The sequence below is a fragment of the Aquimonas sp. genome, assembly GCF_044377145.1.
Classification (GTDB): domain Bacteria; phylum Pseudomonadota; class Gammaproteobacteria; order Xanthomonadales; family Xanthomonadaceae; genus Aquimonas.
The window spans coordinates 1-23,609 of record NZ_JBILJQ010000041.1 but is presented as its reverse complement, the minus strand read 5'-3'; the positions used below and the strand labels follow the sequence as shown (position 1 = coordinate 23,609).

Here is a 23,609-nt window from a genome sequence, read left to right as displayed (position 1 = left end):
TCAGTGTGCACAAGCCGGCCCGTGGACATGGCGCCGCGAAAGCCGCTGGTTGCGCAGATGCGAGACCGCCACCAGCACGCCACCGACGGTCATCAGCACCGCGTGGGGAATCAAATCGTGGTGCAGCGGCCCAAAGCTGCCAAACCAGATCAGCGCCAGCCCGGGCACCAGAACCTGCAGCGCCTTCAAACTGCCGTGGCGGCGATAGCCGGCAATCAGCGAAGACAACGCCAGCACGGTCGCAAACAGCACGAAACTGCGCTCAAGCAGCTCGGAAGCCAGAAAGCTGACACCCAAAGCCGGCAGCAGCGCGAGCAGCACGGGAAAGCTTGCGCAGTGCACGGCGCAAACGAACGAGGCCGCCGAGCCGACCTGGTCGGCGCGCGCGATGAGGCGATCGGCGGGGAACTGCGGCAATGCGGACATGGGAACGCCCCGAAGGATCAGGACCTCCGGCCTAGGCCGGGGTGTTTTGCGATGGTATAACATCTGTCTTCGGTTTTCAGGCCTGCTTGCTCAGTTCTGTCGATCCTTACCGCGGAGCGCGTTTCGACGCGCTCCTTTTTGGCTCTGCAGTCGCAACGTTATAACTCAGAGGACACCATGACTCTCCGCCCCTTGGCTGCCACCATCGCCCTGCTGCTGCCCGGTCTAAGCCCGGCCCAGTCCGCCGCCCCACACGACACAGACCGCGCCAAACAACTCGACCAACTGATCGTCACCGCCACGCCGCTGCGCTCGAATGCCGAGAACATTGTGCAGCCGGTCGAGATCCTCGCTGGCGAAGCGCTGGATGACCATCGCGCCGGCACGCTGGGCGAGACCGTGTCGCAGTTGCTCGGGGTGCAAAGCTCGTTCTTCGGCGCCGGCGTCGGGCGACCCATCATCCGCGGCCAGGAAGGCCCGCGCGTGCAGGTGCTGAGCGAGGGCATTGCCAGTCTGGATGCCTCCACCACCAGCGTCGATCACGCGGTCAGCATCGAGCCGTTTCTCGCGGATCAGATCGAAGTGCTGAAGGGACCGGCGACCCTGCTGTACGGCCCCGGTGCGATCGGCGGCGCAGTCAATGTGGTGGACGGGCGCATTCCCACTGCACTTCCCGAGCAGGCGGTCAGTGGGCGGGCGGAAGTACGCGGCGGCAGCGTGGCTGACGAGCGCAGCGCGATGTTCCGTCTGGATGGCGCCAATGGACAGTTTGCGTGGCACGTCGACGGCTTTCGTCGCGATACCTCCGACTACGAGATTCCTGGATTCGCGCGCGTGGAGGACGACCACGATCACGAAGAAGAAGGCCACGAGGCGCACGAAGAAGAGGAAAACCCCTTCGGCCTGCTGCCGAACAGCGCGGTCGACTCCCGCGGCGGCGCCCTCGGCCTGAGCTGGATCGGTGCGCGCGGCTATGCCGGCGTGTCGGTCAGCCGCTTCGAAACCGTGTACGGCGTGCCGGGCCACAACCACGGCCACGAAGAGGAACACGAGGATGGCGAGCAGCACGAAGAAGAAGGCGAAGCGCCGGTAAGCATTGATCTCGCCCAGACCCGCTACGACTTCAAGGCTGGATTGAGTGCGCCCTTTGCGGGCGTCGAATCGATGAATTTCCGCCTGGGCGTGAACAATTACCGCCACGTTGAACTCGAAGGCGAGGAGGTCGGCACGCGTTTCGACAACGAGGCCTACGAAGGTCGTGCCGATCTGGTACACGCCCCGCTCGCCGGCTGGCGCGGCGCAGTCGGGCTTCAGTTCAGCCGTCGCGATTTCGTCGCCCTTGGCGAAGAGGCCTTCGTGCCGCCCTCGCTGAGCCGCGACCTCGGCCTGTTCCTGATCGAGGAAAAGGATCTCGATGCCTGGAAGTTCGAGCTCGGTGCGCGCGCCGATCGCCTGCGGGTGAGTGCAGACGGCCACCGCGAGCGCAGTTTCAGCAGCTTCAGCGCATCGGCCGGCGCGCTGTGGCGGATGAGCGATGCGCTGCACTTCAGCGCGTCTTTCGACCGCGCCCAGCGCGCGCCGGGCGCGGAGGAGCTGTTCTCCAACGGCCCGCATGCCGCCACCCGCAGCTTCGAAATCGGCGATGACACACTTGGCCGCGAGACGGCCAACCAGCTGGAGCTGGCCGCGCATCTGCATGCCGGCCCGTTGAGCGGCAAGCTGGCGGCGTTTCAGAACCGGTTCGACGATTTCATCTACCTCGCCAACACCGGTGAAGAAGAAGACGAGCTGCCGGTGCAGCAGTGGACCCAGGCCGATGCGCGCTTCCACGGCCTGGAAGCCGAGGCCGCCCTGCTGCTGGCGGACAACGCCAGCGGGGCCTGGACAATGCGGCTGTCGGGCGACCGCGTGAATGCATCGCTGGATGCGGGCGGCAATCTGCCGCGGATCGCACCGTCAAGGATCGGCGCGGGTTTTGACTGGAGCCTGGACGGCTGGCGCGCATCACTCGACGCCAAGCGCTATGGCCGCCAGAGCAAGGTCGCAGAGTTCGAAGACCCCAGCGAAGGCTTCACCCTGTTCGACGCCAACCTGGCCTACCACTGGGATGTTCGCGAGATCGGCTGGGAGGTGTTTCTGCGCGGCACCAATCTGAGCAACCGCGAGGCGCGCCTGCACACCTCGGTGCTGAAGAACGATGCCCCGCTGCCGGGCCGCAATCTGCTGTTCGGCGTGCGCGCGTTCTTCTGACGTTTGAGCGCAGGGGCTCATGGCCCGGAAACGCGTCGGGGCGGCCGACGCCATTCATCTGCCGGCCCGAGCATGCACGAGGTGCGACGGCAGCAGCGCTCCCTTGCCTGCCGTCGCGTAATCGCCCGCCGAAAGCACCGTCCACGCAAGCTTCCGCAGGCACCGGCCCCGTACAAACGGTTACCGGTTGAGCCACGCGGCGGGAAAGGCGCTGCGCGGGGCCGTCAACGCTTCCAGCGCGGACGGAGCAAAACTGCTGCGCTTGAAGAGGCGCAGCGAAGCCGACGCCACACACTCAGCGTGAAGCGGTCTCCACGGGATAACTCGGGCCGTGGCCATTCGAATCGGAATGCGCCGACAACATCAGCCCTGTGCCAAAAGAAGCGAAACCCATCAGCAGAAAAAATGAAACCAGAGTCCAGCGCATGCGCATCACGTTGCGCGCCGGATGCACCGTTGTCAGCCAATAGGCGCCAACAGCAAGCAGCAAAAAAGCGAATGACAGCATCAACATGGCGGCCTCCCGGCAAGCCTTGAATCGGAAGATCAGTCCTCCAGCGCCACGTCCCAAAGCAGAACGCCATCGCGCAGGCTGATCAAATGTTCGCTGCCGCCCTGGCCCTCGGCGTCCTGGCGCAGGCTGCGCGCACGCAAACCCCCGGCGGCGTCGGGCAACAGGTCGGTCACCTCGCCAGCCACCTCCACGCTCCACAGACGTAGGCCGGACACCATCGAAACCGCCAGGACCTGTGAGCGGATGGAGGCGGTGTCGTGATCGGCCGCTGCAGAGGTCGCACTCAGACCGAGGTAGAGCACGTCGTCGGCGTCGGCCAGCGCGCTGATCGCGCCGCTGCCGAGGGGCATGACCCAACTGGTGCGACCATCCGGGCCCAGAAAGCGCAGTTCCGCGTTCGGGATGGCGCGGGAGGAAAGCTCGGCCACGCGTTCAGTGACCAGCACCGTGTTGCCTCGCTCATCCGCCCACAGTCCCCGCGTGCTGAGCGCGCCGCGCTGACTGGCAGCCTGAGCTTCCAACGTACCCGGTGAAAAGTGGCTGATCAGCGCAGTACAGGTCAGCAACAGGACCGCAGCCGGCACCAATGCACGCATGGATAATCACTCCGTGGCGGGCCCCCGCCGTCGGAACACAGCAGAACACGTGTGGCCGCCGCGTTCAGTCAGCGCTTTGTTGCGATTGCGTAGCGCAGCAACTGCCTTGGTCGCCCTGTGTAGCGGCATTGTAGCGAGTTTGTAGCGGCGCCCTGACCACGGCCGGGCGCATGCTAGTGTCCGCCGTCCTACTCCTGCACCGGCGCGATGTGACCAGCCTGTTCGCCCGCATCTACCTGGGTTTGATCGTGGCCATGCTCCTGATTGCAGGTGCAGTGCTGGCGACCTTGTCGCTGCTCGAAAGTTCGCGCGACACGGCGTTCCGCGAATCGGTGCTGCGGGTGCCGCTGCAGCTGATTGCCGACGGTATCGGCCGGCATGAGGGTGAGGATCGCGAGCGCTGGATCGACATCGCCGCGCGACTGTTGAACGCCGAGCTGCGGGTCGAGGCCACCGATACGCCGCCATCGCGGGTCGTGGTCGAGCACGTCGGAGAGCAGCAGTACCGCGCCCGCGTCGCCCTGCCCGGCAGCACCAAGCATCAGGTGGTGCTGCTGTTCCAGAACTGGACCGAGCAACAGTGGCGGGCGACCACGCACTTTCTGTTGAACGAACTCGGCCGCCACCCTGCCGACCAGCAGCGCGCCACGCTGGAGCGCCTGGCGGCTGATCTGCCCTATCCGCTGCGACACCTGAGCCTGGAGCAAGCCGGCTTGGATGAGCGCCAGCGCGAGCGCATCAAGACCGAGGTCGTGATGCAAACCGAGTGGCGCGACAGCGGTCGACCCAATACCCGTTTCTTCGCCCCTTACGGCCTGCATGGCGATGTGTTGGCGGTCGGGCCGGTGCCCAGCCCGGCGGCCATGCCGCTGGCGATGACCTTGAGTGTGATCGGGATTGCCGCGCTCGCCTTCGCCGGCATCGCGCTGTGGATGGTGCGCACGCTGGAGCGCCGACTGCAGCAGATCGACGGCGCGCTGGCAAAATTCGGCACCGCCAACTTCGAGCTCGGCGACCTCGGCCCCAATACGGGCGATGCGATCGGCCGCCTCGCCCACACCGTGCGCGGCATGGCGACGCGCATCCACGGGCTGTTGCGGACCCAGCAAGAGATCATCCAGGGCGTGTCGCATGACTTGCGGACCCCGGTGGCGCGCGTGCGGCTGCGGCTGGAGATGCTCAATCCTGAGCCGGGTCCGCAGCGCGATCGCGCCGATGGCATCCGCCGCGATCTGGATGAACTCGAAAGCCTGATCGACGCGGCGATCACCTACTCGCAGCTGGATGACGCAGGCGCCCGCCTGCGTCAGGAGCCGCTCGACCTCGGCAGTGAACTGCGCCGATTGCTCCAGGACCAGTCGCTGCTCGCCCCGGGGATCGCCGTCGAGCTGCGCATGCCCGAAGGCGCATCCAGGCTCTCGGCCGACCGCGGTCTGCTGCGCCGCGCCCTGCAGAACCTGCTGGGCAACGCCCTGCGCTACGCCAGCAAGCGGGTTGAGGTGCAGCTGCAGGCCGCCGCCGGCATTCTGCAGATCGCCGTCGACGACGACGGCCCGGGCGTCCCCGAAGCCCAGCGCGAGCGCATTTTCGAACCGTTTTCGCGCCTGGATGAAACCCGCAGCAAGAGCTCGGGCGGCTATGGCCTGGGCTTGGCGATCGTGCGCCGGATCGCCGAATGCCACGGTGGGCGTATCGACTGTGTCGCCAGCCCGCTGGGCGGAGCACGCTTTCAACTGCAGCTACCGCTGGCCGGGCAGTTTCATGGGACGGCTGCCAATGCGCTCGGTTCGAGCTAGACTCCGGGATATGAATACTCCCAAAGCAATCGTCATCGCCCTTGCGCTTGCGATCTCCACGTCCACCTTGGCTGCGCCTGAAACGGATGGGACAAAACTGGAAAGGGAGCGATCTGCGAAGTCCGCCCAGGCAGGTGCAAAGGCGGCAACGGCAGTCAGTTCCGAGGTCGATGAGGAATGGGGCATCTGGAACCAGGCGCCCCGACAGGGCAATCGCGATCCGCTGCTCGCGCTGGGCTACGCCGACCGTGCGCCGGGACCGGAGCCGATTGACGCCGCAGCACGTGGGGAACGATTGCCGACGGATGGCACCGCGGGCCGCGATCCAATTCAGTTGAACGCGGTTGAGTTCGATCAGATTCCTGCGCCGCCCCCTCCCAACCCCGCCAATGGCACGTGAGACCGGGCTGGCCCCGGCCCGACAGCCGAGGCTGACCTGCGGACTCTCTCCCTGCTTCCTGGCGATGGGTTTTGGCTTGTTGCTTGCCTCCAGCCAAGCCTTGGCAAGCTTCTGCGACGATCCTGATGTTTGCCTGAAACAAGCGCTCGACGCTCGCTTGGCGGGCGACGAAAGCGCTGCGCTTGCCCGGCTTGACGCCCTGCTCAGCCGCTTTCCCGATCGACTGCGCGCGCGCGCCGAGCGCGCGCTGAGCCTGCTGCAGCTGGGTCGCGCCGAGGAATCGATCCAGGAGCTCGATTCTCTGCTTGCAAGTGAGCTGCCTCCGAACGTGCGCGCCAATCTGGTGCAGCTGCGCGATCAGGCACTCTCGCAGTTGGCCGGCCCACCCGGCCGCAATAGCCTTCGCTTCAGTCTGGGCCACGATGACAATGTCACCAGTTTCGCGGACTACGACCCGCGGCTGGGGGCAGACGGGCCGACGCTCGGCACCGTAGGTGGCAGCCCGGATAGCTACGCGGAAGTCGGTGGGCGTTTGCGCTGGCGCGGTGTCGCGGGCAATGCGATCCAGACCCGCGCTGACGCTGACTTCAGTGCGCGGCGGCACCGCGAATTGCACGAGTTCGATCTTGACGACCTGCGCCTGCGCGCCAGCGCCGAATTGCATGCCACGCCGCGGCTGGGGATTCAGCTGTCGCCCAGTTTTCGCCATATCCAGCGGGGCCGCGACGCGCTGCTGAACGATACCGGCATCGAGCTGGCGATGGGCTTTTCGGCATCACGGATTGCGCTTCGCGCAGGGCTGGAACGCGCCTCCAGGCGTTACAGCCGCGCGAGCTATCGCGGTCTGGATGCCGAACACTGGGCACTGAACCTGCGCTCGCAGATCGCATTCGGCGCGCGCAACCAGTGGTGGCTGGGCGGCGATCTGGAATACCGCGACGAACAAGCGCGCAGCCGCGCCCAGAACCGCGAGCTTCAGCGGATCGGACTCAGCCTCGGCCTGCAGCAGGGCCGCCATGAACTGGTTGTGTCGGTGGACGGCAACAGCTACCGCTACCGTGAACCGGGTGCGGCAGAAACCCTGATCCGTGTTCCGATCACTGCTGACAATTCGCTTGACGTGCTGGTGCGCGGCGCTCGCGACCTTCGCTATCGCGGGGGCGATGTCCGCTACCGTTTCAGCTTCCACGCGAATTGGACCCTACAGCTGCGGCTGCGGCGCCTGCTGGCCGATATCGACGACGCGGGTCCGCGCTACGACCGCACCAGCCTTGACTTTGGAGTGGAGTGGAACCGATGAATGCCGTCGTCCAGGAGGAACCCGAGACGCGCGTGCTGGTGGTCGAAGACGACCCCGAGCTGGGCAGCCTGCTGCAGGAATATCTGCGCTCGCAGGGCTACCGGGTCGAGCTGGAACCCAACGGCCGGATTGCGGTGCAGCGGATTCTCGCCGATCCGCCCGCGCTGGTGATCCTTGACCTGATGCTGCCCGGCGAGGACGGCTTCGGCGTATGTCGCCAGGTGCGCCCGCATTTCCACGGCCGCATCCTGATGCTGACCGCGCGCGAGGACAGCATCGATCAGGTGCTGGGCCTGGAACTCGGGGCCGACGACTACGTGCGCAAACCGGTGGAGCCACGTGTGCTGCTGGCGCGGGTGCGCGCGCTGTTGCGACGCGAGCCGGTGCAGCCCTTGGTCCTGGCCTCAGATTCCAATGCAGCCGAGCCGACTCGTCCGACCTCGGCGCCGAGCCCTCTGAGCCTGTGCGGCATCGCGCTTGATGAAGGCGCACGCGAGGTCAGAGTCAAGGGCGAGCTGGTCGAACTCACCGAAGCCCAGTTCGGACTGTTGCGCCTGTTCATGCAGCACGCTGGCGAAGTGCTGTCGCGGCAGGAACTGTTCACCGGTCTGCGTGGCATCGACTACGACGGTCAGAACCGCGGCATCGATCTGCTGGTGTCGCAGCTGCGTGCTCGAATCGGTGATGATCCAAACCACCCGCGCCTGATCAAGACCATACGCGCCCGCGGCTATCTATTCGTCCGCCCCGGCGAGGAGTAAGGCACCGGCTGCGGGACAGCGCGAGCAACGCCTATTCGAAATCCTCATCCGGCGGCAGTCCTTCATCGTCCAGCGATTCCTCGCTCGGCTCAGCGGCCTCGGGTGCGGCGGCCGGTGGACGCCCGGCATCCTCCTCGTAGGGCAGCGCCGCCTGTCCGCTGGCGGCCTGATTGACCGCTCCGGATTCGCTGGTTTCTTCGCCCAGGTGGAAGATCGCATAGCCCGGCAGAACCACCTGATTCAGCGCCATACCGATCACCCGCCCGGACACACTGGCGACGATGTCGGTCTCGCTGCTTTCCAGCGGATCGACGATCTGCCCGATGCGCTGGCCGCGCTGCACGCGCTCTCCGAGGCGAACATCGCTGATCAGCATGCCGCCGCGATTGGCGCGCACCCAGCGTGACTCGTAGAAGATCGCCTGTGGCTCCAGCCATTCCGGACTGTCGCGGACCATGCCGAGCTTGTGCACCAGGGTCAGCAGGGCCTGCACGCCGGCCTCGATCTCGACCGGCTCCAGCTCGCCCGGCCCACCGACCTCGAAGGTCACCGCTGGAATGCCCGATTGGATCGCCGCCACCCGCAGCATGCCGCGGCTACCGGCACTGTGCAGGACCGGCGTAGCACCGAAGCCGCGAGTGAACTCCAGCACCTGCGGAATGCGCAGATCGGCGCGCACCTGCGGAAGATTGATTCGATCAAACGAGCCGGTGTGCATGTCGACCAAGGCGTCGCAGTGGCGTGCCACTTGATCGAAAAAGCTGTGGGCGATGCGCGATGCGATGCTGCCGGTCGAGCTTCCCGGAAAGAAGCGGTTGAGATCGCGCCGATCCGGCAGGTAGCGCGAATTGCGGCTGAAGCCGAACAGATTGACCACCGGCACGCCGATCACGGTGCCGGCGAAGCGCTCCGGCTGCAGCTGCTTCATCATCCGTCGCACCACTTCGACACCGTTCAGTTCGTCGCCATGCACCGCCGCGGTGAGACAAAGCACCGGTCCGGCGCGGTCGCCGTGGATGACGTCGATCGGCGTACGCATTTCGCCACCGGCATAGGTCTGGCTCGCGTTCCAGTACAGCCGGTTCCGCGTGCCGGGGGCGATCTCTCCACCCAACATGCGGAAGGGCCGCACCACCCGCGGACCAACGAAATCGACGCTGTCCGAATCGCCGGCAGGCTCGACCGGGGGCGGACCTGCATCAGCCTGACCGGGCCAGTCGTAGAGCACGCGCAGATCCGGCGGGCCGCTCGCCGCTTGTTCGGTCACTGCGCGCCGCGAGACATCGACGCCATACGCGGGCTCGACGGGCGAGCTTGCACCCGCCGTCGCCGCCAGCACGTTCTGCAGCTGGCGCGCCTGCTGCTCAACGGTGGGTGGTCCGACCGCGTCATCCGCAGGCAGCACTTCGAGACGCGCGCTGGCGTCTTCCTCCAGGGCGGGCAGCGGCACGGTCTCGACATCGTCAACCGGCTCGCTGGCGACCGGGTCCGGCCACGGGCCGAGTTCGATCGGCGGCGCCTGCGCGGAGCAGGCTACAGCGACCATCCACAGCAGCGGCGCCAAGCGCCACGCGCTAACGCGGTGCATCCTGCGGTTTGCTGCAGCTGGCGCACAAACCGTGCACCTCCAGCGTCTGCGCGTGCGGTTCGAAACCCAGTGCGCGCGCCTGCGAAATCAGCAGACGCGTCACCGCCTCATCCTCGAGTTCGACCGCAGCCAAGCAGCGCTTGCAGATCAGGAACGGTACCGAGTGCTGCTGCCGCGGCTGGTGGCAGCTGACGAAGGCATTGATCGATTCGAGCTTGTGGATGAAGCCGTTCTCAAGCAGGAAATCGAGCGCGCGATAGACGGTCGGCGGAGCCACCGGACCACGTTCATCTCGCATTTGCTCCAGCAGTGCGTAGGCCTTGACCGGCCGCTCGGCATCGGCGATCAGTTTGAGCACCTGCTCACGCAGCGCTGTAAGCCGCAGGCCGCGCTCGCGACACACAGCGGCAACTTCCGCCAGGTAAGACTTGGCGTCGTGCACATGATGATCGGGATGATTGCAGGCCTGCTGGCCCTGCGCGGCGGAGTGTTTCATCGCTGGATAATAGCATCGGGCTTGCGCCGCTCCGGAACGTGCCAGGCGCCGCGGAAACGGCCGCGGTTCAGGCGATTTTCGCCAGCGCCTGGTCGAGCCGCCTCAGGCTTTCGGCCTGCCCGGTCAGGTACAGGGTATGGTCGATCGAGGGCGATACGGTGCCGCCGGTCACCGCCACCCGTAGCGGCTGCGCGACTTTGCCGATGCCCAGCTCCAATGCGGCTGCGGTCGCTTCCAGCGCGGCGTGCACGCTGGCCGGGGTCCACTCCGTGAGGGCAACCAGGCGCGCATGCACGGCGCTGATCACGGCCGCTGCCGGCTTCAGGTGCTTCTCCACCGCTGCCTCGTCATAGGCTTCGATCGGGCGGTACCAGATGGAGGCGCGCTCGGCCATGTCCTTCAGGGTCTTGACCCGGTCGCGCAAAGCGACCACTACGTCAGCCGGATTGGGCCCAGCGGCGAGGTCGTAGCCCGCCTGCTCCAGATGAAAGTGCAGGTGCTTGGCGACTTCGGCCGGATCATCGGTCTTCAGATAGTGCTGATTGAGCCAGGCCAGCTTGTCGAAGTCGAAGCGCGAGGCGGCGCGGTTGACATCGTCGATGCGGAACAGCCGGGTCATGTCCTCGATCGAGAAGATTTCCTGATCGCCGTGGCTCCAGCCCAGCCGCACGATGTAGTTCAAAAGCGCGTGCGGCAGGTAGCCGTCGTCGCGGTACTGCATCACGCTGATCGCGCCGTGGCGCTTGCTGAGCTTGGCGCCATCGGCGCCGAGAATCATCGGTAGGTGCGAGAAGCGCGGCACCTCGGCGCCGAGCGCGTGGTAGAGGTTGATCTGCCGCGGCGTGTTGTTGACATGGTCATCGCCACGAATCACATCGGTGATCCGCATGTCGAGGTCGTCGATCACCACCGCGAAGTTGTAGGTCGGGTAATCGTCCGAGCGGATCATCACCAGATCGTCGAGCTCGGCATTGGCCCATTCGATGCGGCCCTTGACCCGATCGTCGAACACCACCGTACCCGCCTGCGGATTCTTCAGCCGGATGACCCGGTTGGGGTCGTCGCGGCGCGGCAGGTTCAGCTCGCGCGAGCGGCCGTCGTAACGCGGCTTCTCGCCCTGCTCCATGGCGAGCGCGCGCATCGCGTCGATCTCTTCCTTGGTCTCATAGGCGTAGTAGGCCTTGCCGGCCTGGACCAGTTCGGAGGCCACCTGGCGATAACGTTCCAGCCGCTGGGTCTGATAGATCGGACCCTCATCGGCCTCAAGCCCGAGCCAGCGCATGCCTTCAATGATCGCCTCCACCGCCGCCTGGGTGCTGCGCTCGCGGTCGGTATCCTCGATCCTCAGCACGAAATCGCCGCCGTGATGGCGCGCCTCCAGCCAGCAGTACAGCGCAGTGCGGGCGCCACCGATGTGCAGGTAGCCGGTGGGGCTGGGAGCGAAGCGCGTGCGACAGGCCATGGCGAACCCCGGGGCGATCGAGAAAATGGGCGCGGAGTGTAACAGCGACACCCGGGAACCCTGACTGATCGCCGCGGTCGCAGGCCCCTGCGCCAGCCGGCCGTAGACGCCTACAATGCCGGTGCCCGGCGCTGGCCGGACAAGTTTCGCTTTCGCCTTTCACCCTGCCCCACCGTGGGCGTTCTCAACAACCCTGGAGTCGACATGCTGCGCAGCCTTGCCCTGACCCTCGCCTTCGCGCCCTTCGCGGCCCTCGCCCAGGACGCGGCGCCTGCCCCTGCCGCTCCCGCCGCTGAGGAAGTAGCGCCCGCCGCTGCCCCGCGCGTGGCCCTCAATACCAACCTCGGGCGCATCGTGATCGAACTCGACGCCGCCAAGGCGCCGAAGTCAGCTGAAGGCTACCTGCAGTACGTGCGTGACGGCTTTTACTCCGGCACCGTGTTCCACCGCGTGATTCCAGGCTTCATGGTCCAGGGCGGCGGCTTCACCGCCGACTTGCAGCTCAAGCCGACCCGCGCAGCGGTCCCGAACGAGGCCAACAACGGTCTGTCCAACCTGCGCGGCACCGTCGCGATGGCGCGCACCAACGAGCCGCACTCGGCAACCTCGCAGTTCTTCGTCAATGTGGTCGACAACCAGCGCCTGGATTTCGTCTCGGAGCAGGACGGTCTGTGGGGCTATGCGGTGTTCGGCAAGGTCATCGAAGGCATGGACGTGGTCGACAAGATCGCCGCCCTGCCCACCGGTGGCCAAGGCCCGCTGCCACGTGATGTCCCCACCGAACCGGTGGTGATTGAAAGCGCGGAGCTGCTGCCTGCGCCGACCCCGGCGGGCTGATCTTCAACGGGATGCGGCGGCCCAGGCTGCCGCATCCCGGAACCGACACGTGACCACTCTCTTCATTTCCGATCTGCACCTCGACCCGAGTCGTCCGCAGATCACCGAGCTGTTCCTGCGCTTGCTGCGCAACGAAGCGCAGCAGGCGCAGTCGCTGTTCATTCTTGGCGACCTGTTCGAGGCCTGGATCGGTGACGATGCGCCCGGCGCGATCGGTACCGCGGTTGCGCGCGGCCTGTCGGCCTGCGCTCGCGCCGGCACCGAGATCGGCTTCATCCGCGGCAATCGCGATTTCCTGCTTGACGCCAGCTACGCCCGCAGCTGCGGCATGCGTCTGCTGCCCGACCCCTGCGTGGTCACGCTGACCGGCATCCCGACCCTGCTGCTGCACGGTGATCTGCTGTGCACCGACGACCTCGCCTACCAGCGCTTTCGCGCCGGCAGCCGTACCGCAGCCTGGCGCGAGAGTTTTCTGGCGCGCCCGGTCGCCGAGCGCGAGGCCTTCGCGCGCCAGGCTCGCGCCGAAAGCCAGCGCCATCAGCAGGGTGTCGATGCGCAGATCACCGATGCCAATCCGCAGGCCGTGCTCGACATGCTGCGGCTGTACGGCGTACCGCGGATGATCCATGGACACACCCATCGCCCGGCTGTGCATGAGCTGCCAGACGGCGACCGGCGCTACGTGCTCGGCGACTGGTACACGCAGGGCAGCGTGCTGCGCATTGACGGCAGCGGCTGGAACCTGCAGCAGCTGTGACACCCATCGCCCGCCCCGACCGGGCCGGCTCACGCCAGCTGCGCGATCGGGGCTGGTATTCTCCAACCCCATACGCCGGAGCATGGTGCATGCACATCCAGTCACTCAACCCACTGCCGATCGCCATGGCCGGGCGTTCAAGTCATCGATCTGCAGTGCTGCGCGTCTTGTTGTTGATCCTCGTCGCCCTGCTACTTGCGGCCTGCAGCAGCGGCCCGGTGAAGCGCGTGTTTCCGCCCAATGCCAGCGTGCAGGAACTGCGGCTGCAGGCCGACGGCCACTGGGAGCTGCAGCTGCGCATCCAGAATTTCAGCACGGTGGCGATGCGCTTCGAGCGGCTCGAACTCGATATCGAGCTCGGCGGCCACGCCGCCGGCCGCATCGAAACCACCGTCGCCGACACCGTTCCGCCCAGCAGCGCCGAGAACATCGTGCTACAGCTGATGCCCTCGACCGAGGCCGCCGAGGCCCTGCGCTCGGCGCTGGAAACCCGCCGCGGTGTTGGTTATCGCATCAGCGGCAGCCTGGGCAGCAGCGAGCCCAAGAACCGTAACGACAGCTTCGAGTTCAGCAGCGCCTTGACGCCGATGCCCGGCCTCGACGGCGTGCTGCGCTGATCCCTTCGCCTTTTCACTTTCAAGCACGAGCCCGTCATGAACAGCTACCGCGCCCCCGTCCGTGATCTGCGTTTTGCCCTCTACGACCTGGTCGACCTGGAGGCCCATGCGGCCAAGCTGCCGGGCGCCGAACACGTCAACCGCGAGCTGGTCGACGCCGTACTTGATGAGGCCGCGCGCTTTACCGAACAGGTGCTGGCGCCGCTCAACGGCAGCGGTGATGCGGAAGGCTGCAGCCACGACAAAGCCACGGGGGCAGTCAGCACGCCCAAGGGATTCCGCGAGGCCTACGCCCAGTTCGTCGAAGGCGGCTGGAGCGGGCTGACCGCGCCGGAAGAATTCGGCGGCCAGGGCCTGCCGGAACTGGTCGGCGCTGCGTTCAAGGAAATGATCGACGCCGCCAACCTGAGCTGGGGCAACTATCCGCTGCTTTCGCACGGCGCCACCGAGGCGCTCAAGCATCACGGTGAGGCCTGGCAGCAGGAGGTCTTCCTGAAGCCGATCGTTGAGGGCCGCTGGACCGGCACCATGTGCCTGACCGAGCCTCACTGCGGCTCCGACCTCGCCCTGCTGAAGACCCGCGCCGAGCCGCAGGCCGACGGCAGCTTCGCGGTGACCGGCACCAAAATCTTCATCACCGGCGGCGAGCACGATTTCACCGACAACATCGTGCACCTGGTGCTGGCGCGCCTGCCGGACGCGCCGGCGGGCACCAAGGGCATCTCCCTGTTCATCGTGCCCAAGTTCAAGGTGGCGAAAGACGGCGCGGTCGGCGAGCGCAATGCGCTTCGCTGCGGCTCGATCGAACACAAAATGGGCATCCACGGCTCAGCCACCTGCGTGATGAACTTTGACGGCGCCGAGGGCTGGCTGATCGGCCAGCCCAACAAGGGCCTGGCGGCGATGTTCACCATGATGAACTCGGCGCGGCTCGCCGTTGGCATCCAAGGCCTGGGCCTGATCGACCGCGCCTGCCAGAACGCGCTGGCGTACTCGCGCGATCGCCTGCAGATGCGCTCGCTGTCGGGCCCGAAGCGTCCAGACAAGCCGGCCGACCCGCTGATCGTGCATCCGGACATTCGCCGCATGCTGCTGACATGCAAGGCATTCGCCGAAAGCGGCCGCGCGCTGGCGATGCATGCAGCGAGCCTGGTGGATCTGGTCGACAAGGCGCAGACACCGGAAGCCCGCGCTGAAGCAGACGCTCTTTTGAGCTTCCTCACACCCATCGTCAAAGGTGTGCTGACGGAAGCCTCGGTCGAGTGCACTTACCACGCCCTGCAATGCTTCGGCGGCCACGGCTACGTGCGCGAATGGGGCATGGAGCAGCTGGCCCGCGACGCTCGCATCACCACGATCTACGAAGGCACCACCCAGATCCAGGCCTTGGACCTGCTCGGCCGCAAGGTCATCCAGCAGCAGGGCGCAGGCTTCAAGCTGTTCCTCGGCATGATCGTCGAGTTCTGCAGCGCCAACGTAGCCAAGCCGGAGCTGGTGGAGTTCATCGCACCGCTGGCGCAGGCCGCGCAGGATTGGCAGCAGCTGACGCTGGATATCGCCCAGCGCGTTCAGAGCAACCCGGAGGAACTTGGCGCCGCGTCAGTCGACTACCTGTTCTACTCGGGCTACGTCAGTCTGGCCTATTGGTGGGCGCGCTCGGTGGCGGCAGCCGATGCCAATGGCCACAGCGAGGACTTCCGCAAGGCCAAGCGCGAAACCGCACGGTTCTACTTCAAACGCATCCTGCCGCGCACGCTGGCGCACGCTGCCAGCATCCGCGCCGGCAGCGATAGCCTGATGGCGCTGGACGAGACCCTGTTCGGGTTGGGCTGAGCGCTCGGGGCGGAGCCTGTCGGATAGGACAGCCTCCGCCCTTCCCCCGGCCGCACGGACGGGGTAAAACACTGCTTCCTTCCACAACATCCCTTCGCGCACCCTCATGCACATCCAGGCCGGCGACACCGAGCTGCTGATCCGATCCGCGGAAGCCGACGACGACGAATTCATCCTCGGCCTGGTTGAACGACTGGTCGACTTCGAACTGCCCAAGTGGCGCAAGAAGAATGTGGTGTCCGAGGGCATTCGCCGCGACCTGGTGAAACACCTGGAGAACCCGCCGCCTGGCTCGTTTCTGTTTGTGGCCGAGGACGCCAGTGACGGCAGTCGCATCGGGTTCTTGCATCTGCAGACGGTGACCGACTTCTTCACCGGCCATCTGAACTGCCACATCTCCGATATCGCCGTCAGCCGCGGCGCCGATGGCAAGGGCATCGGCAGCGCGCTGATCGGCTACGCCGAACGCTTCGCGCGCGAGCACCGCTGCGAGCGTCTGACGCTGGCAGTCTTCCCCGGCAACAACCGCGCACGGGAACTCTACGAGAGCGTCGGCTTCGGGGTTGAGCTGCTGCGCATGGCAAAACCGCTGTAGGCCGCAGCCCTGCTGACGCCGCGGTCACCCAAGCTTGACCCGACTGGGCTATGCTCGGCGGGTCGCGCGGGCTGCTCAAGGCACAACGCGCATGGCGTCAGTGGGCCGAACCACCGCGCAACAGGCTGACCAGCGGCGTCCGGATCACAGGGCTATGGCGTTCGTCTCGCATCAGCGAGGCAAAGCCGTCCCCCCGTTGAACGGAAGGAGACCTGGAACATGCAGCCTGTGGCACAGCCGCTGTCAGCACTTGACCGGACCCGCGTTCTCTCCCTCGACGCCCATGGCCGTATCCTCGACTGGATGAGCTGGCAGCAGGCGACTTGTCTGTACGTACGCGGTGCGGTTGCCTGGACCTTGGGCAATCCCTGTTTGACCGTGCACGGTGGTTTCAATCGCCTGCGGGACGCGCAGAGCATCATCGAACTGCATCCGATCGTGGCCGCCCGCGGCCACGCACGCCCGCATTCGATCGACCCCTCGCCGGCGCTGAACAACACCGCGTTGTTCGCTCGCGATCGCCACCTCTGCCTGTACTGCGGTGGCCATTTCAATCGCTACGCACTGACCCGCGACCACGTGGTGCCGACGTCGCGCGGCGGACGCGACATCTGGACCAATGTGGTCAGCGCCTGCCTGCCCTGCAATCTCAAGAAGGGCAGTCGGACGCCGCAGGAGGCCCGCATGCCGCTGCTGGCGGTGCCCTACCGGCCGAGCTGGGTCGAACATCTGATCCTGTCCAACCGCAACATCCTGGTTGATCAGATGGAGTTTCTGCGCAATCACCTGCCCAAGCGCAGGCCGGAGCTGGCGGCGAATTGACGCTCGCAGGCGTTTCGTCAACACTGCCCGGCTACAAACGCAGGCGGCCCCGTCGTTGTTGACGCAGGCCTGCCCAAGAAAATTCCTGTGCGGACCTGCCAACACCGCACCTCAGGGGGGGTTGATGGCCAGTATCCGCAAGATCGCTGTGTCGGGCTTTGGGCGCGCCGAAGAAGCCGCCTTCCGCAGCCTGTTCGAGGCCGCCAACCGACAGGCCGGGGGCGGCTTTGTTCTGTGCGCCGAAGCTGAGTGTGAGGCCTTGATCATCGACGCCGACTCCATCTACGGTCAGATGGGCCTGATGCAGGCGCAGGGGTCGGGCAAGCTGCTGATTGCGCTGACGTCCGGAAGCCGCGCCGACGCTGACTACAAGCTCGACCGCCCGCTTGAGCAAGCCAGCCTCGCCCGGCTGCTGACCGCGCTCGGCAATGGCGAACTGCCGCAGCAGGCGGCGGCGCCAGCACGCGTAGAACCGGTGAGCCAGGAACCCGCACGCAGCGCGCTGCTTGCTGCAGCAAGCGCGCCACCGGCCCCACGCCCGGAGTCGAAACCCAAGCTGCCGCCCAGACCGGCCGCATCGACGCCGGCTGCACCGCAAGCAGTGGCAGCGCCTGTCTCGGCTCCGCCGCGCGCCGAGCCTGCGACGACGACCGCGACCACGACTGCACGTCCGCGCAGCCTGTTCGAGCATCTGCAGCCCGGCGTGCTGACGCGCGCCGTCAAGTTCCAGCGCGGCGATGCGCCGGCGCTGGTGTTGGAACCTGAAGCCCGGGTCTACCTCGGTGGAAGCACTCTCAAGCCCTACATCGAGTACCTCAAGGCACCGATCGCCGATGAGGATTTCAAACCCGTGTCGGCCACGGAGCTGGCTGCGCTTGAGGCTGTGGAAGGCAGCCGACAGCCAGTCATGCGGCTGATCTGGCTGGCTGCCCTGCATGCTGGAGACGGACAACTGATCGGTTTCGACCCCACCACCCGCTTCAAGCTGGGCAAGTGGCCGCAGATCGAGCGCGAGTTCCCGAAGCACTTCCGCATCGCCACCGTGATGATGAAGCAGGCCGCCACGGTCGACGACATCGCTGCCGCCTCTGGCGCCAGCCGCGAGGAAGTCTGCGACCTGCTCAACGCCTACCTCGCCACCGGCTTCGCCGAGCCCGAGCAAGGCCAAGCCAGCGCAGCGGCCGAGACCGCGCGCAGTGGGTTGATGGATCGGCTGCGCGGCTTGAGGGGCTGAGAGCAGGGTTTCGGAATCGGCGTCTGGAGCAATCGAGCGCGACCGCGCGACCAACCTGCCGCTCCGATCCAACGCCTGATAAGCCAGGTTAGGGCTCCCTCGCGCGCTGAACCGCTGCAAACCGCTCGCCGCCTCGGGCCCAGCACGCATCCCCAATCCTCCATTCAGGGCGGCTTCCGGCGCGCTCCGCTGTTGCCCTGCCCCGCGCAAGCCCGGACAATTCGCGGATCATGATTGATCCCAGCCTTTACCCCCTGCTGTCGCGCATTGCCGCGCCAACCCAACTGCGCGAGCTGAGCGAAGAGCAACTCCCGCAGGCCGCCGCTGAACTGCGCGCCTACCTGATCGAATCCGTGGGCAGGAGTGGCGGCCACTTTGGCGCCGGCCTCGGCGTGGTCGAACTCACGGTCGCCCTGCACTGGGCGTTCAATACGCCCGATGACCGTCTGGTCTGGGACGTGGGCCACCAGTGCTACCCGCACAAGATCCTCACCGGCCGTCGCGACAACATCCATACCGTCAAACAGAAGGACGGCGTGGCGCCGTTTCCCAAGCGCGACGAAAGCCCTTACGACACCTTCGGCGTCGGCCACAGCTCGACCTCGATTTCGGCCGCGCTGGGCATGGCCATCGCCTGTCAGGCCCAGGGCGATCAGCGCAAGGTGGTGGCGGTAATCGGCGACGGTGCGATGACCGCCGGCATGGCCTATGAGGCACTGAATCACGCCGGCGGCATGGACGCCCCGCCCAATCTGCTGGTGATCCTCAACGACAACCGGATGTCGATCTCCGAGAACGTCGGCGGCATGACCAAGATGTTCGGCCGCATCACCGCCAGCCGCACCCTGAACGCGATGCGCGAAGGCGGCAAACGGCTGCTCGGCTCCAAGCGCAGCAACCCGGCCGCGCGCTTCGTGCGCCGCTGGGAGGAGCACTGGAAGGGCATGTTCGTACCTTCGACCCTGTTCGAAGAAATGGGCTTCCACTACACCGGCCCCATCGATGGCCACGATCTGCCGGCACTGGTGGGTGCCCTCAACACGCTGAAGAAGCTCGACGGCCCGCAGCTGTTGCATGTCATCACTACCAAGGGCAAGGGCTACGAGCTGGCCGAGGGCGACCAGATCGGTTACCACGCGGTCGGGCCGTTTGATCCCGACAAGGGCCTGGTCGCCAAAGGCGGGGCGAAGAAGCCCACCTATACCGATGTGTTCTCCGATTGGCTTTGCGATATGGCCGCCGCTGAGCCCAAGTTGCTCGGCATCACCCCGGCGATGCGCGAGGGCTCCGGCTTGGTGCGCTTCTCCAGGGAGTACCCGAACCGCTATTTCGATGTGGCGATTGCCGAGCAGCACGCGGTGACCCTGGCCGCCGGCATGGCCTGCGAAGGCATGAAACCGGTAGTGGCCATCTACTCCACCTTCCTGCAGCGCGCCTACGACCAGCTGATCCACGACGTCGCCCTGCAGGATCTCGACGTGCTGTTCGCGATTGATCGCGCCGGCGTGGTTGGCCCGGACGGCGCGACCCATGCGGGCACATTTGACCTCTCCTACCTGCGCTGCATCCCCAACATGGTGGTGATGGCGCCGGCGGATGAGAACGAGTGCCGGCAAATGCTCAGCACCGGTTTCAAGCATGCGGGCCCGGCAGCGGTGCGCTATCCGCGCGGCAACGGACCGGGCGTGGCGATCGAGCCCGCGCTGGGCACCCTGCCGATCGGCAAAGCCGAACTACGGCGGCGCGGTGGCCGTATCGCGATCCTGAGTTTTGGCGCCCTGCTGCCGGCAGCCGAAGTCGCCGGCGCCGAGCTCGACGCCAGCGTGGTCAATATGCGTTTTGTCCGCCCCTTGGACCGCGGCCTGATCCTCGAACTGGCCAGGAGCCACGATGCCTTCGTGACTGTCGAGGACAACGCGATCATGGGCGGCGCCGGCAGCGGTGTAGCCGAACTGCTGGCTGCCGAAGGGCTGCAGCTGCCGGTGCTGCATCTGGGCCTGCCGGATGCGTATCTGGAGCACGCCGCGCGCGAGCAACTGCTGGCCGAAGTCGGGCTGGACAGCGCCGGGATTCTCGCCAGCATCCGCGCGCGGTTCCCGCAGGTCGCCAGTGCGGTGAAAGCGGTGGGGGCTTGATCCAGTCCTTCTGGATTTCCTGAGCCCGCGTGCGCGGGCGCAAGACTCGATCAGCGTGGGCGTCTCGCGCGCCGACCATAATCCCGAACCTGGAATCGCGGACGCCGACAGGCACTTGTCCTGTCGGCGTTCGATCAAGCGTCGGGGGCAGCGGCTCGGCCTTCGTGTCAGCCTCAGGCGGCCTTGGCCTGACCTTCAGCCACGCTGCTGCGCATCAGATGGTCGAATGCGCCGAGTGCCGCGGTGGCGCCTGCTCCCATCGCGATGATGATCTGCTTGTAGGGCACGGTGGTGCAGTCGCCGGCTGCGTACACCCCCGGAAGCGAGGTCTTGCCGTGGGCATCGATTTCGATCTCACCACGCGCTGACAGCGCCACGCTGCCCTTGAGCCAGTCGGTGTTCGGCAGCAGGCCGATCTGCACAAAAATGCCGTCCAGCTCGACGCGCTGCACGTCCAGACTGCCGCGGTCGCGATAGTTCAGGCCGGTCACCTTCTGGCCGTCGCCCAGCACCTCGGTGGTCTGCGCGTTCAGCAGGATGTCGACGTTGGGCAGGCTCCGCAGCTTGCGCTGCAGCACTTCGTCCGCGCGCAGCTTGGTGTCGAATTCGACCAGGGTCACGTGGCTGACAATGCCGGCCAGATCGATTGCAGCCTCGACGCCCGAGTTGCCGCCGCCGATCACCGCCACGCGCTTGCCGCGGAACAACGGGCCATCGCAGTGCGGGCAATAGGCCACGCCCTTGTTGCGGTACTGCTCCTCGCCGGGCACGCCCATCTGCCGCCAGCGCGCGCCGGTGCTGAGCACCACGCTGCGGGCCTTCAGCGATGCGCCATTCTCCAGCTGGATCTCGATCAGGCCATCGCTGCCGGCCGGCACCAGGGCCGCGGCACGCTGCATCGGCATCAGGTCGACCTCGTAGTCCTTGACGTGCTGCTCAAGCTGGGCGACCAACTTCGGGCCTTCGGTGTGCGAGACCGAAATGAAGTTCTCGATGCCGAGGGTATCCATCACCTGACCGCCGAAGCGCTCGGCCAGCAGACCGGTGCGGATGCCCTTGCGGGCGGCGTAGATCGCCGACGATGCGCCGGCCGGGCCACCGCCCACCACCAGCATGTCGAAGGTGTCCTTGGCGGCCAACTGCTGCGCCATACGCGCCTCGGCACCGGTGTCGAGCTTGGCCAGAATCTCGGCGAGACTCATCCGCCCGCTGGCGAACGGCTTGCCGTTCAAGTAGACACTGGGTACAGCCATCACCTGGCGCTCCTCGACCTCGGCCTGGAACAGCGCACCATCGATGGCGACATGCTTGACGCCGGGGTTCAGCACGGCCAACAGATTCAGCGCTTGAACCACATCAGGGCAGTTGTGGCAGGACAGCGAGAAATAGGTTTCCAGCACGAACTCGCCCGGCAGAGCCTTGGCCTGCTCGATCACCTCGGCATCTTCGCGCGAGGGATGGCCGCCCACCTGCAGCAAGGCCAGCACCAGCGAAGTGAACTCATGACCCATCGGCAGGCCGGCGAATCCGACTGCGATGTCGCTGCCGGACCGACGGATCTCGAACGAGGGCGTGCGCGCATCGCGCAAGGTGCCCAGCGAAATCTTGTCGGACAGCGCGGCGATGTCCTGCAACAGTGCCTGCAGCTCCTTCGAAGCATCGCTGTCGTCCAGCGATGCGTTCAGCTCGATCGGCAGCTGCAGCTTCTCGAGGTAGGTGGACAGCTGCGACTTCAGGTCAGCGTCGAGCATGGCGGCACTCCGGGATTCGATTCAGTGGGTGAGCGAGCGCGCTTGCGCCTATGGCCTGCGCAATCGAGGCGGCAGGCGCAAGCGAACTCAGAGCGGTGTCGGCGCAGCGCGCGATGCTTCGCAAACGCGGGCCGGTGCCCCGGCGCCAGAGCGGCGCCGGGGCGATACAGCGATCAGATCTTGCCGACGAGGTCGAGCGAAGGAGCCAGGGTCTTGGCGCCTTCCTTCCACTTGGCCGGACACACTTGGCCGGGGTTGTTGGCGGTGTACTGCGCCGCCTTCAGCTTGCGCAGGGTCTCCGACACGTCACGGGCGATCTCGTTGCTGTGGATCTCAGCGGTCTTGATCACGCCGTCCGGATTGATGATGAAGGTGCCGCGCAGGGCCAGACCTTCTTCGGCGATGTGCACGCCGAACGCGTTGGTCAGGGTATGGGTCGGGTCGCCGACCAGGGGGAAGCGCGCCTTGCCTACCGCCGGCGAGGTCTCGTGCCACACCTTGTGCGAGAAATGAGTGTCGGTGGTGACGATGTAGACCTCAGCGCCGGCCTTCTGGAACTCGGCGTAATTGTCAGCGGCGTCTTCAACTTCGGTCGGGCAATTGAAGGTAAACGCTGCCGGCATGAAGATCAGTACCGACCACTTGCCCTTCAGACTGGCGTCGGTGACTTCAATGAACTTGCCGTTGTGGAAAGCTTGCGCCTTGAACGGCTGCACGCTGGTGTTGATCAGGGACATCGATGTTCTCCTAGGTCGGGGGGAAGATGTGAATCACAACGATCGCGATGTTAGGCAGCACCTATCGACCGGTAAAGACGATTGTGTGAATTGCTGCGATAGAACAAAACTATCAGACACAGCCTTAGTGCCCTGTGAGGAGCCTGCCGACACCTGCAAGCCGGCACGAAGTGTTCCAAAGCACAGCGCGCTGCCTCTGGCCAGCGACCCAATCCTGATTCACTCGCTCAAACCATCTGCGAGCGAGCGAAGGCTGACTGCACTTCTTTCTCGCGACGCAGCAGAGATCAGCGCAGGGCGTCAAGGCGCCGGGTCACGGGCTCTCAACATCCCGCTTGAGGCATGCCTGCCCGCGGTCGACGGAGCGATCCCAACCTGCGGCAAGGCCAGCTCTCTACCGGTCGGGCAGTGCCTCGGAGCACGAATGCGCGGCCCGTGCCGCGCAATCGCGCCCTCTGCCTACGGCCCGGCCCTCGCTTACGCTCGGGCGTTCGAGGGCGCGCGGCCCGTGCCGTGCAAACGCGCCCTCTGCCTACGGCCCGGCCCTCGCTTACGCTCGGGCGTTCGAGGGCGCGCGCGGCAATGCCGCGCAAACGCGCCCTCTGCCTACGGCCCGGCCCTCGCTTACGCTCGGGCGTTCGAGGGCGCGCGCGGCAGTGCCGCGCAAACGCGCCCTCTGCCTACGGCCCGGCCCTCGCTTAC

At 66.2% G+C, this 23,609-nt stretch carries 21 protein-coding genes; 13 read left to right on the top strand and 8 right to left on the bottom strand.

All coding sequences use genetic code 11. The features are described 5' to 3' along the window. Positions 1–426: a MerC domain-containing protein gene (locus ACIQ7H_RS13115; RefSeq protein ID WP_395792166.1), complete on the bottom strand. Its 426-nt coding sequence runs from the start codon at positions 424–426 to the stop codon at positions 1–3. 177 nt (positions 427–603) lie between these two features. On the opposite strand from ACIQ7H_RS13115, the gene ACIQ7H_RS13110 reads away from it, so the two are divergent. Continuing rightward, complete coding sequence (locus tag ACIQ7H_RS13110) at positions 604–2,676, top strand: TonB-dependent receptor domain-containing protein (RefSeq protein WP_395792164.1); 2,073 nt, start codon at positions 604–606, stop codon at positions 2,674–2,676. Positions 2,677–2,971: 295 nt separating this feature from the next. Here ACIQ7H_RS13110 and ACIQ7H_RS13105 read toward each other — a convergent pair whose 3' ends face one another. Both ACIQ7H_RS13105 and ACIQ7H_RS13100 read right to left on the bottom strand, forming a co-directional pair. Continuing rightward, positions 2,972–3,190 carry a hypothetical protein gene (locus ACIQ7H_RS13105; protein ID WP_395792162.1) on the bottom strand — a complete coding sequence of 73 codons (219 nt, stop codon included), beginning with the start codon at positions 3,188–3,190 and terminating at the stop codon, positions 2,972–2,974. A 32-nt stretch (positions 3,191–3,222) separates the two neighbouring features. Then, positions 3,223–3,786, bottom strand: coding sequence for a hypothetical protein (locus ACIQ7H_RS13100; RefSeq protein WP_395792160.1), 564 nt, complete (start codon positions 3,784–3,786; stop codon positions 3,223–3,225). A 170-nt stretch (positions 3,787–3,956) separates the two neighbouring features. On the opposite strand from ACIQ7H_RS13100, the gene ACIQ7H_RS13095 reads away from it, so the two are divergent. The 4 genes from ACIQ7H_RS13095 (at position 3,957) to ACIQ7H_RS13080 (ending at position 8,043) form a co-directional block, all read left to right on the top strand. Beyond that, positions 3,957–5,582, top strand: a complete 1,626-nt coding sequence (locus ACIQ7H_RS13095; RefSeq protein ID WP_395792158.1) for an ATP-binding protein — start codon at positions 3,957–3,959, stop codon at positions 5,580–5,582. A 10-nt stretch (positions 5,583–5,592) separates the two neighbouring features. After that, positions 5,593–5,982 carry a hypothetical protein gene (locus ACIQ7H_RS13090; RefSeq protein ID WP_395792156.1) on the top strand — a complete coding sequence of 130 codons (390 nt, stop codon included), beginning with the start codon at positions 5,593–5,595 and terminating at the stop codon, positions 5,980–5,982. Positions 5,983–6,139: 157 nt separating this feature from the next. Next, entirely contained in the window at positions 6,140–7,282 is a 1,143-nt protein-coding gene (locus tag ACIQ7H_RS13085; RefSeq protein ID WP_395792154.1) for a hypothetical protein, read from the top strand. Then, positions 7,279–8,043, top strand: a complete 765-nt coding sequence (locus ACIQ7H_RS13080) for a response regulator (RefSeq protein ID WP_395792152.1) — start codon at positions 7,279–7,281, stop codon at positions 8,041–8,043. Before ACIQ7H_RS13085 ends, ACIQ7H_RS13080 begins: the two co-directional genes overlap by 4 nt. Positions 8,044–8,074: 31 nt before the next feature. On the opposite strand, the gene ACIQ7H_RS13075 is transcribed toward ACIQ7H_RS13080, so the two are convergent. The 3 genes from ACIQ7H_RS13075 to gltX form a co-directional block, all read right to left on the bottom strand. After that, positions 8,075–9,631 (bottom strand): succinylglutamate desuccinylase/aspartoacylase family protein, encoded by a 1,557-nt coding sequence (locus ACIQ7H_RS13075; protein WP_395792150.1) that lies wholly within the window; start codon positions 9,629–9,631, stop codon positions 8,075–8,077. Continuing rightward, positions 9,618–10,127: a Fur family transcriptional regulator gene (locus ACIQ7H_RS13070; protein WP_395792148.1), complete on the bottom strand. Its 510-nt coding sequence runs from the start codon at positions 10,125–10,127 to the stop codon at positions 9,618–9,620. The genes ACIQ7H_RS13075 and ACIQ7H_RS13070 overlap by 14 nt, the downstream gene beginning before the upstream one ends. Positions 10,128–10,194: 67 nt before the next feature. After that, positions 10,195–11,589 carry a glutamate--tRNA ligase gene (gltX, locus tag ACIQ7H_RS13065; RefSeq protein WP_395792146.1) on the bottom strand — a complete coding sequence of 465 codons (1,395 nt, stop codon included), beginning with the start codon at positions 11,587–11,589 and terminating at the stop codon, positions 10,195–10,197. A 204-nt stretch (positions 11,590–11,793) separates the two neighbouring features. Between gltX and ACIQ7H_RS13060 the strand changes: the two genes are divergently transcribed. The 8 genes from ACIQ7H_RS13060 to dxs all read left to right on the top strand — a co-directional run bounded on the left by ACIQ7H_RS13060 (position 11,794) and on the right by dxs (position 20,419). Next, positions 11,794–12,426, top strand: a complete 633-nt coding sequence (locus ACIQ7H_RS13060; protein ID WP_395792144.1) for a peptidylprolyl isomerase — start codon at positions 11,794–11,796, stop codon at positions 12,424–12,426. 49 nt (positions 12,427–12,475) lie between these two features. Further along, entirely contained in the window at positions 12,476–13,183 is a 708-nt protein-coding gene (locus ACIQ7H_RS13055) for a UDP-2,3-diacylglucosamine diphosphatase (RefSeq protein ID WP_395792142.1), read from the top strand. 89 nt (positions 13,184–13,272) lie between these two features. Further along, positions 13,273–13,800 (top strand): hypothetical protein, encoded by a 528-nt coding sequence (locus ACIQ7H_RS13050; RefSeq protein WP_395792140.1) that lies wholly within the window; start codon positions 13,273–13,275, stop codon positions 13,798–13,800. 36 nt (positions 13,801–13,836) lie between these two features. Beyond that, complete coding sequence (locus tag ACIQ7H_RS13045; protein ID WP_395792138.1) at positions 13,837–15,633, top strand: acyl-CoA dehydrogenase C-terminal domain-containing protein; 1,797 nt, start codon at positions 13,837–13,839, stop codon at positions 15,631–15,633. Positions 15,634–15,739: 106 nt separating this feature from the next. Further along, the gene (locus ACIQ7H_RS13040) at positions 15,740–16,228 is read left to right on the top strand and encodes a GNAT family N-acetyltransferase (protein WP_395792136.1); all 489 of its coding nucleotides are present in this window, start codon (positions 15,740–15,742) and stop codon (positions 16,226–16,228) included. 219 nt (positions 16,229–16,447) lie between these two features. After that, positions 16,448–17,050 carry an HNH endonuclease gene (locus tag ACIQ7H_RS13035; protein ID WP_395792134.1) on the top strand — a complete coding sequence of 201 codons (603 nt, stop codon included), beginning with the start codon at positions 16,448–16,450 and terminating at the stop codon, positions 17,048–17,050. Positions 17,051–17,174: 124 nt separating this feature from the next. Continuing rightward, on the top strand, positions 17,175–18,284 hold the full coding sequence (locus tag ACIQ7H_RS13030; protein ID WP_395792132.1) for a hypothetical protein: 1,110 nt from the start codon (positions 17,175–17,177) through the stop codon (positions 18,282–18,284). A 230-nt stretch (positions 18,285–18,514) separates the two neighbouring features. Continuing rightward, positions 18,515–20,419, top strand: a complete 1,905-nt coding sequence (gene dxs / locus ACIQ7H_RS13025) for a 1-deoxy-D-xylulose-5-phosphate synthase (protein WP_395792130.1) — start codon at positions 18,515–18,517, stop codon at positions 20,417–20,419. Between the two features lie 173 nt (positions 20,420–20,592). Here dxs and ahpF read toward each other — a convergent pair whose 3' ends face one another. Both ahpF and ahpC read right to left on the bottom strand, forming a co-directional pair. Continuing rightward, complete coding sequence (gene ahpF / locus ACIQ7H_RS13020; protein WP_395792128.1) at positions 20,593–22,170, bottom strand: alkyl hydroperoxide reductase subunit F; 1,578 nt, start codon at positions 22,168–22,170, stop codon at positions 20,593–20,595. Between the two features lie 173 nt (positions 22,171–22,343). Further along, positions 22,344–22,907: an alkyl hydroperoxide reductase subunit C gene (gene ahpC / locus ACIQ7H_RS13015; protein ID WP_395792126.1), complete on the bottom strand. Its 564-nt coding sequence runs from the start codon at positions 22,905–22,907 to the stop codon at positions 22,344–22,346. Positions 22,908–23,609 lie beyond the last annotated feature (702 nt).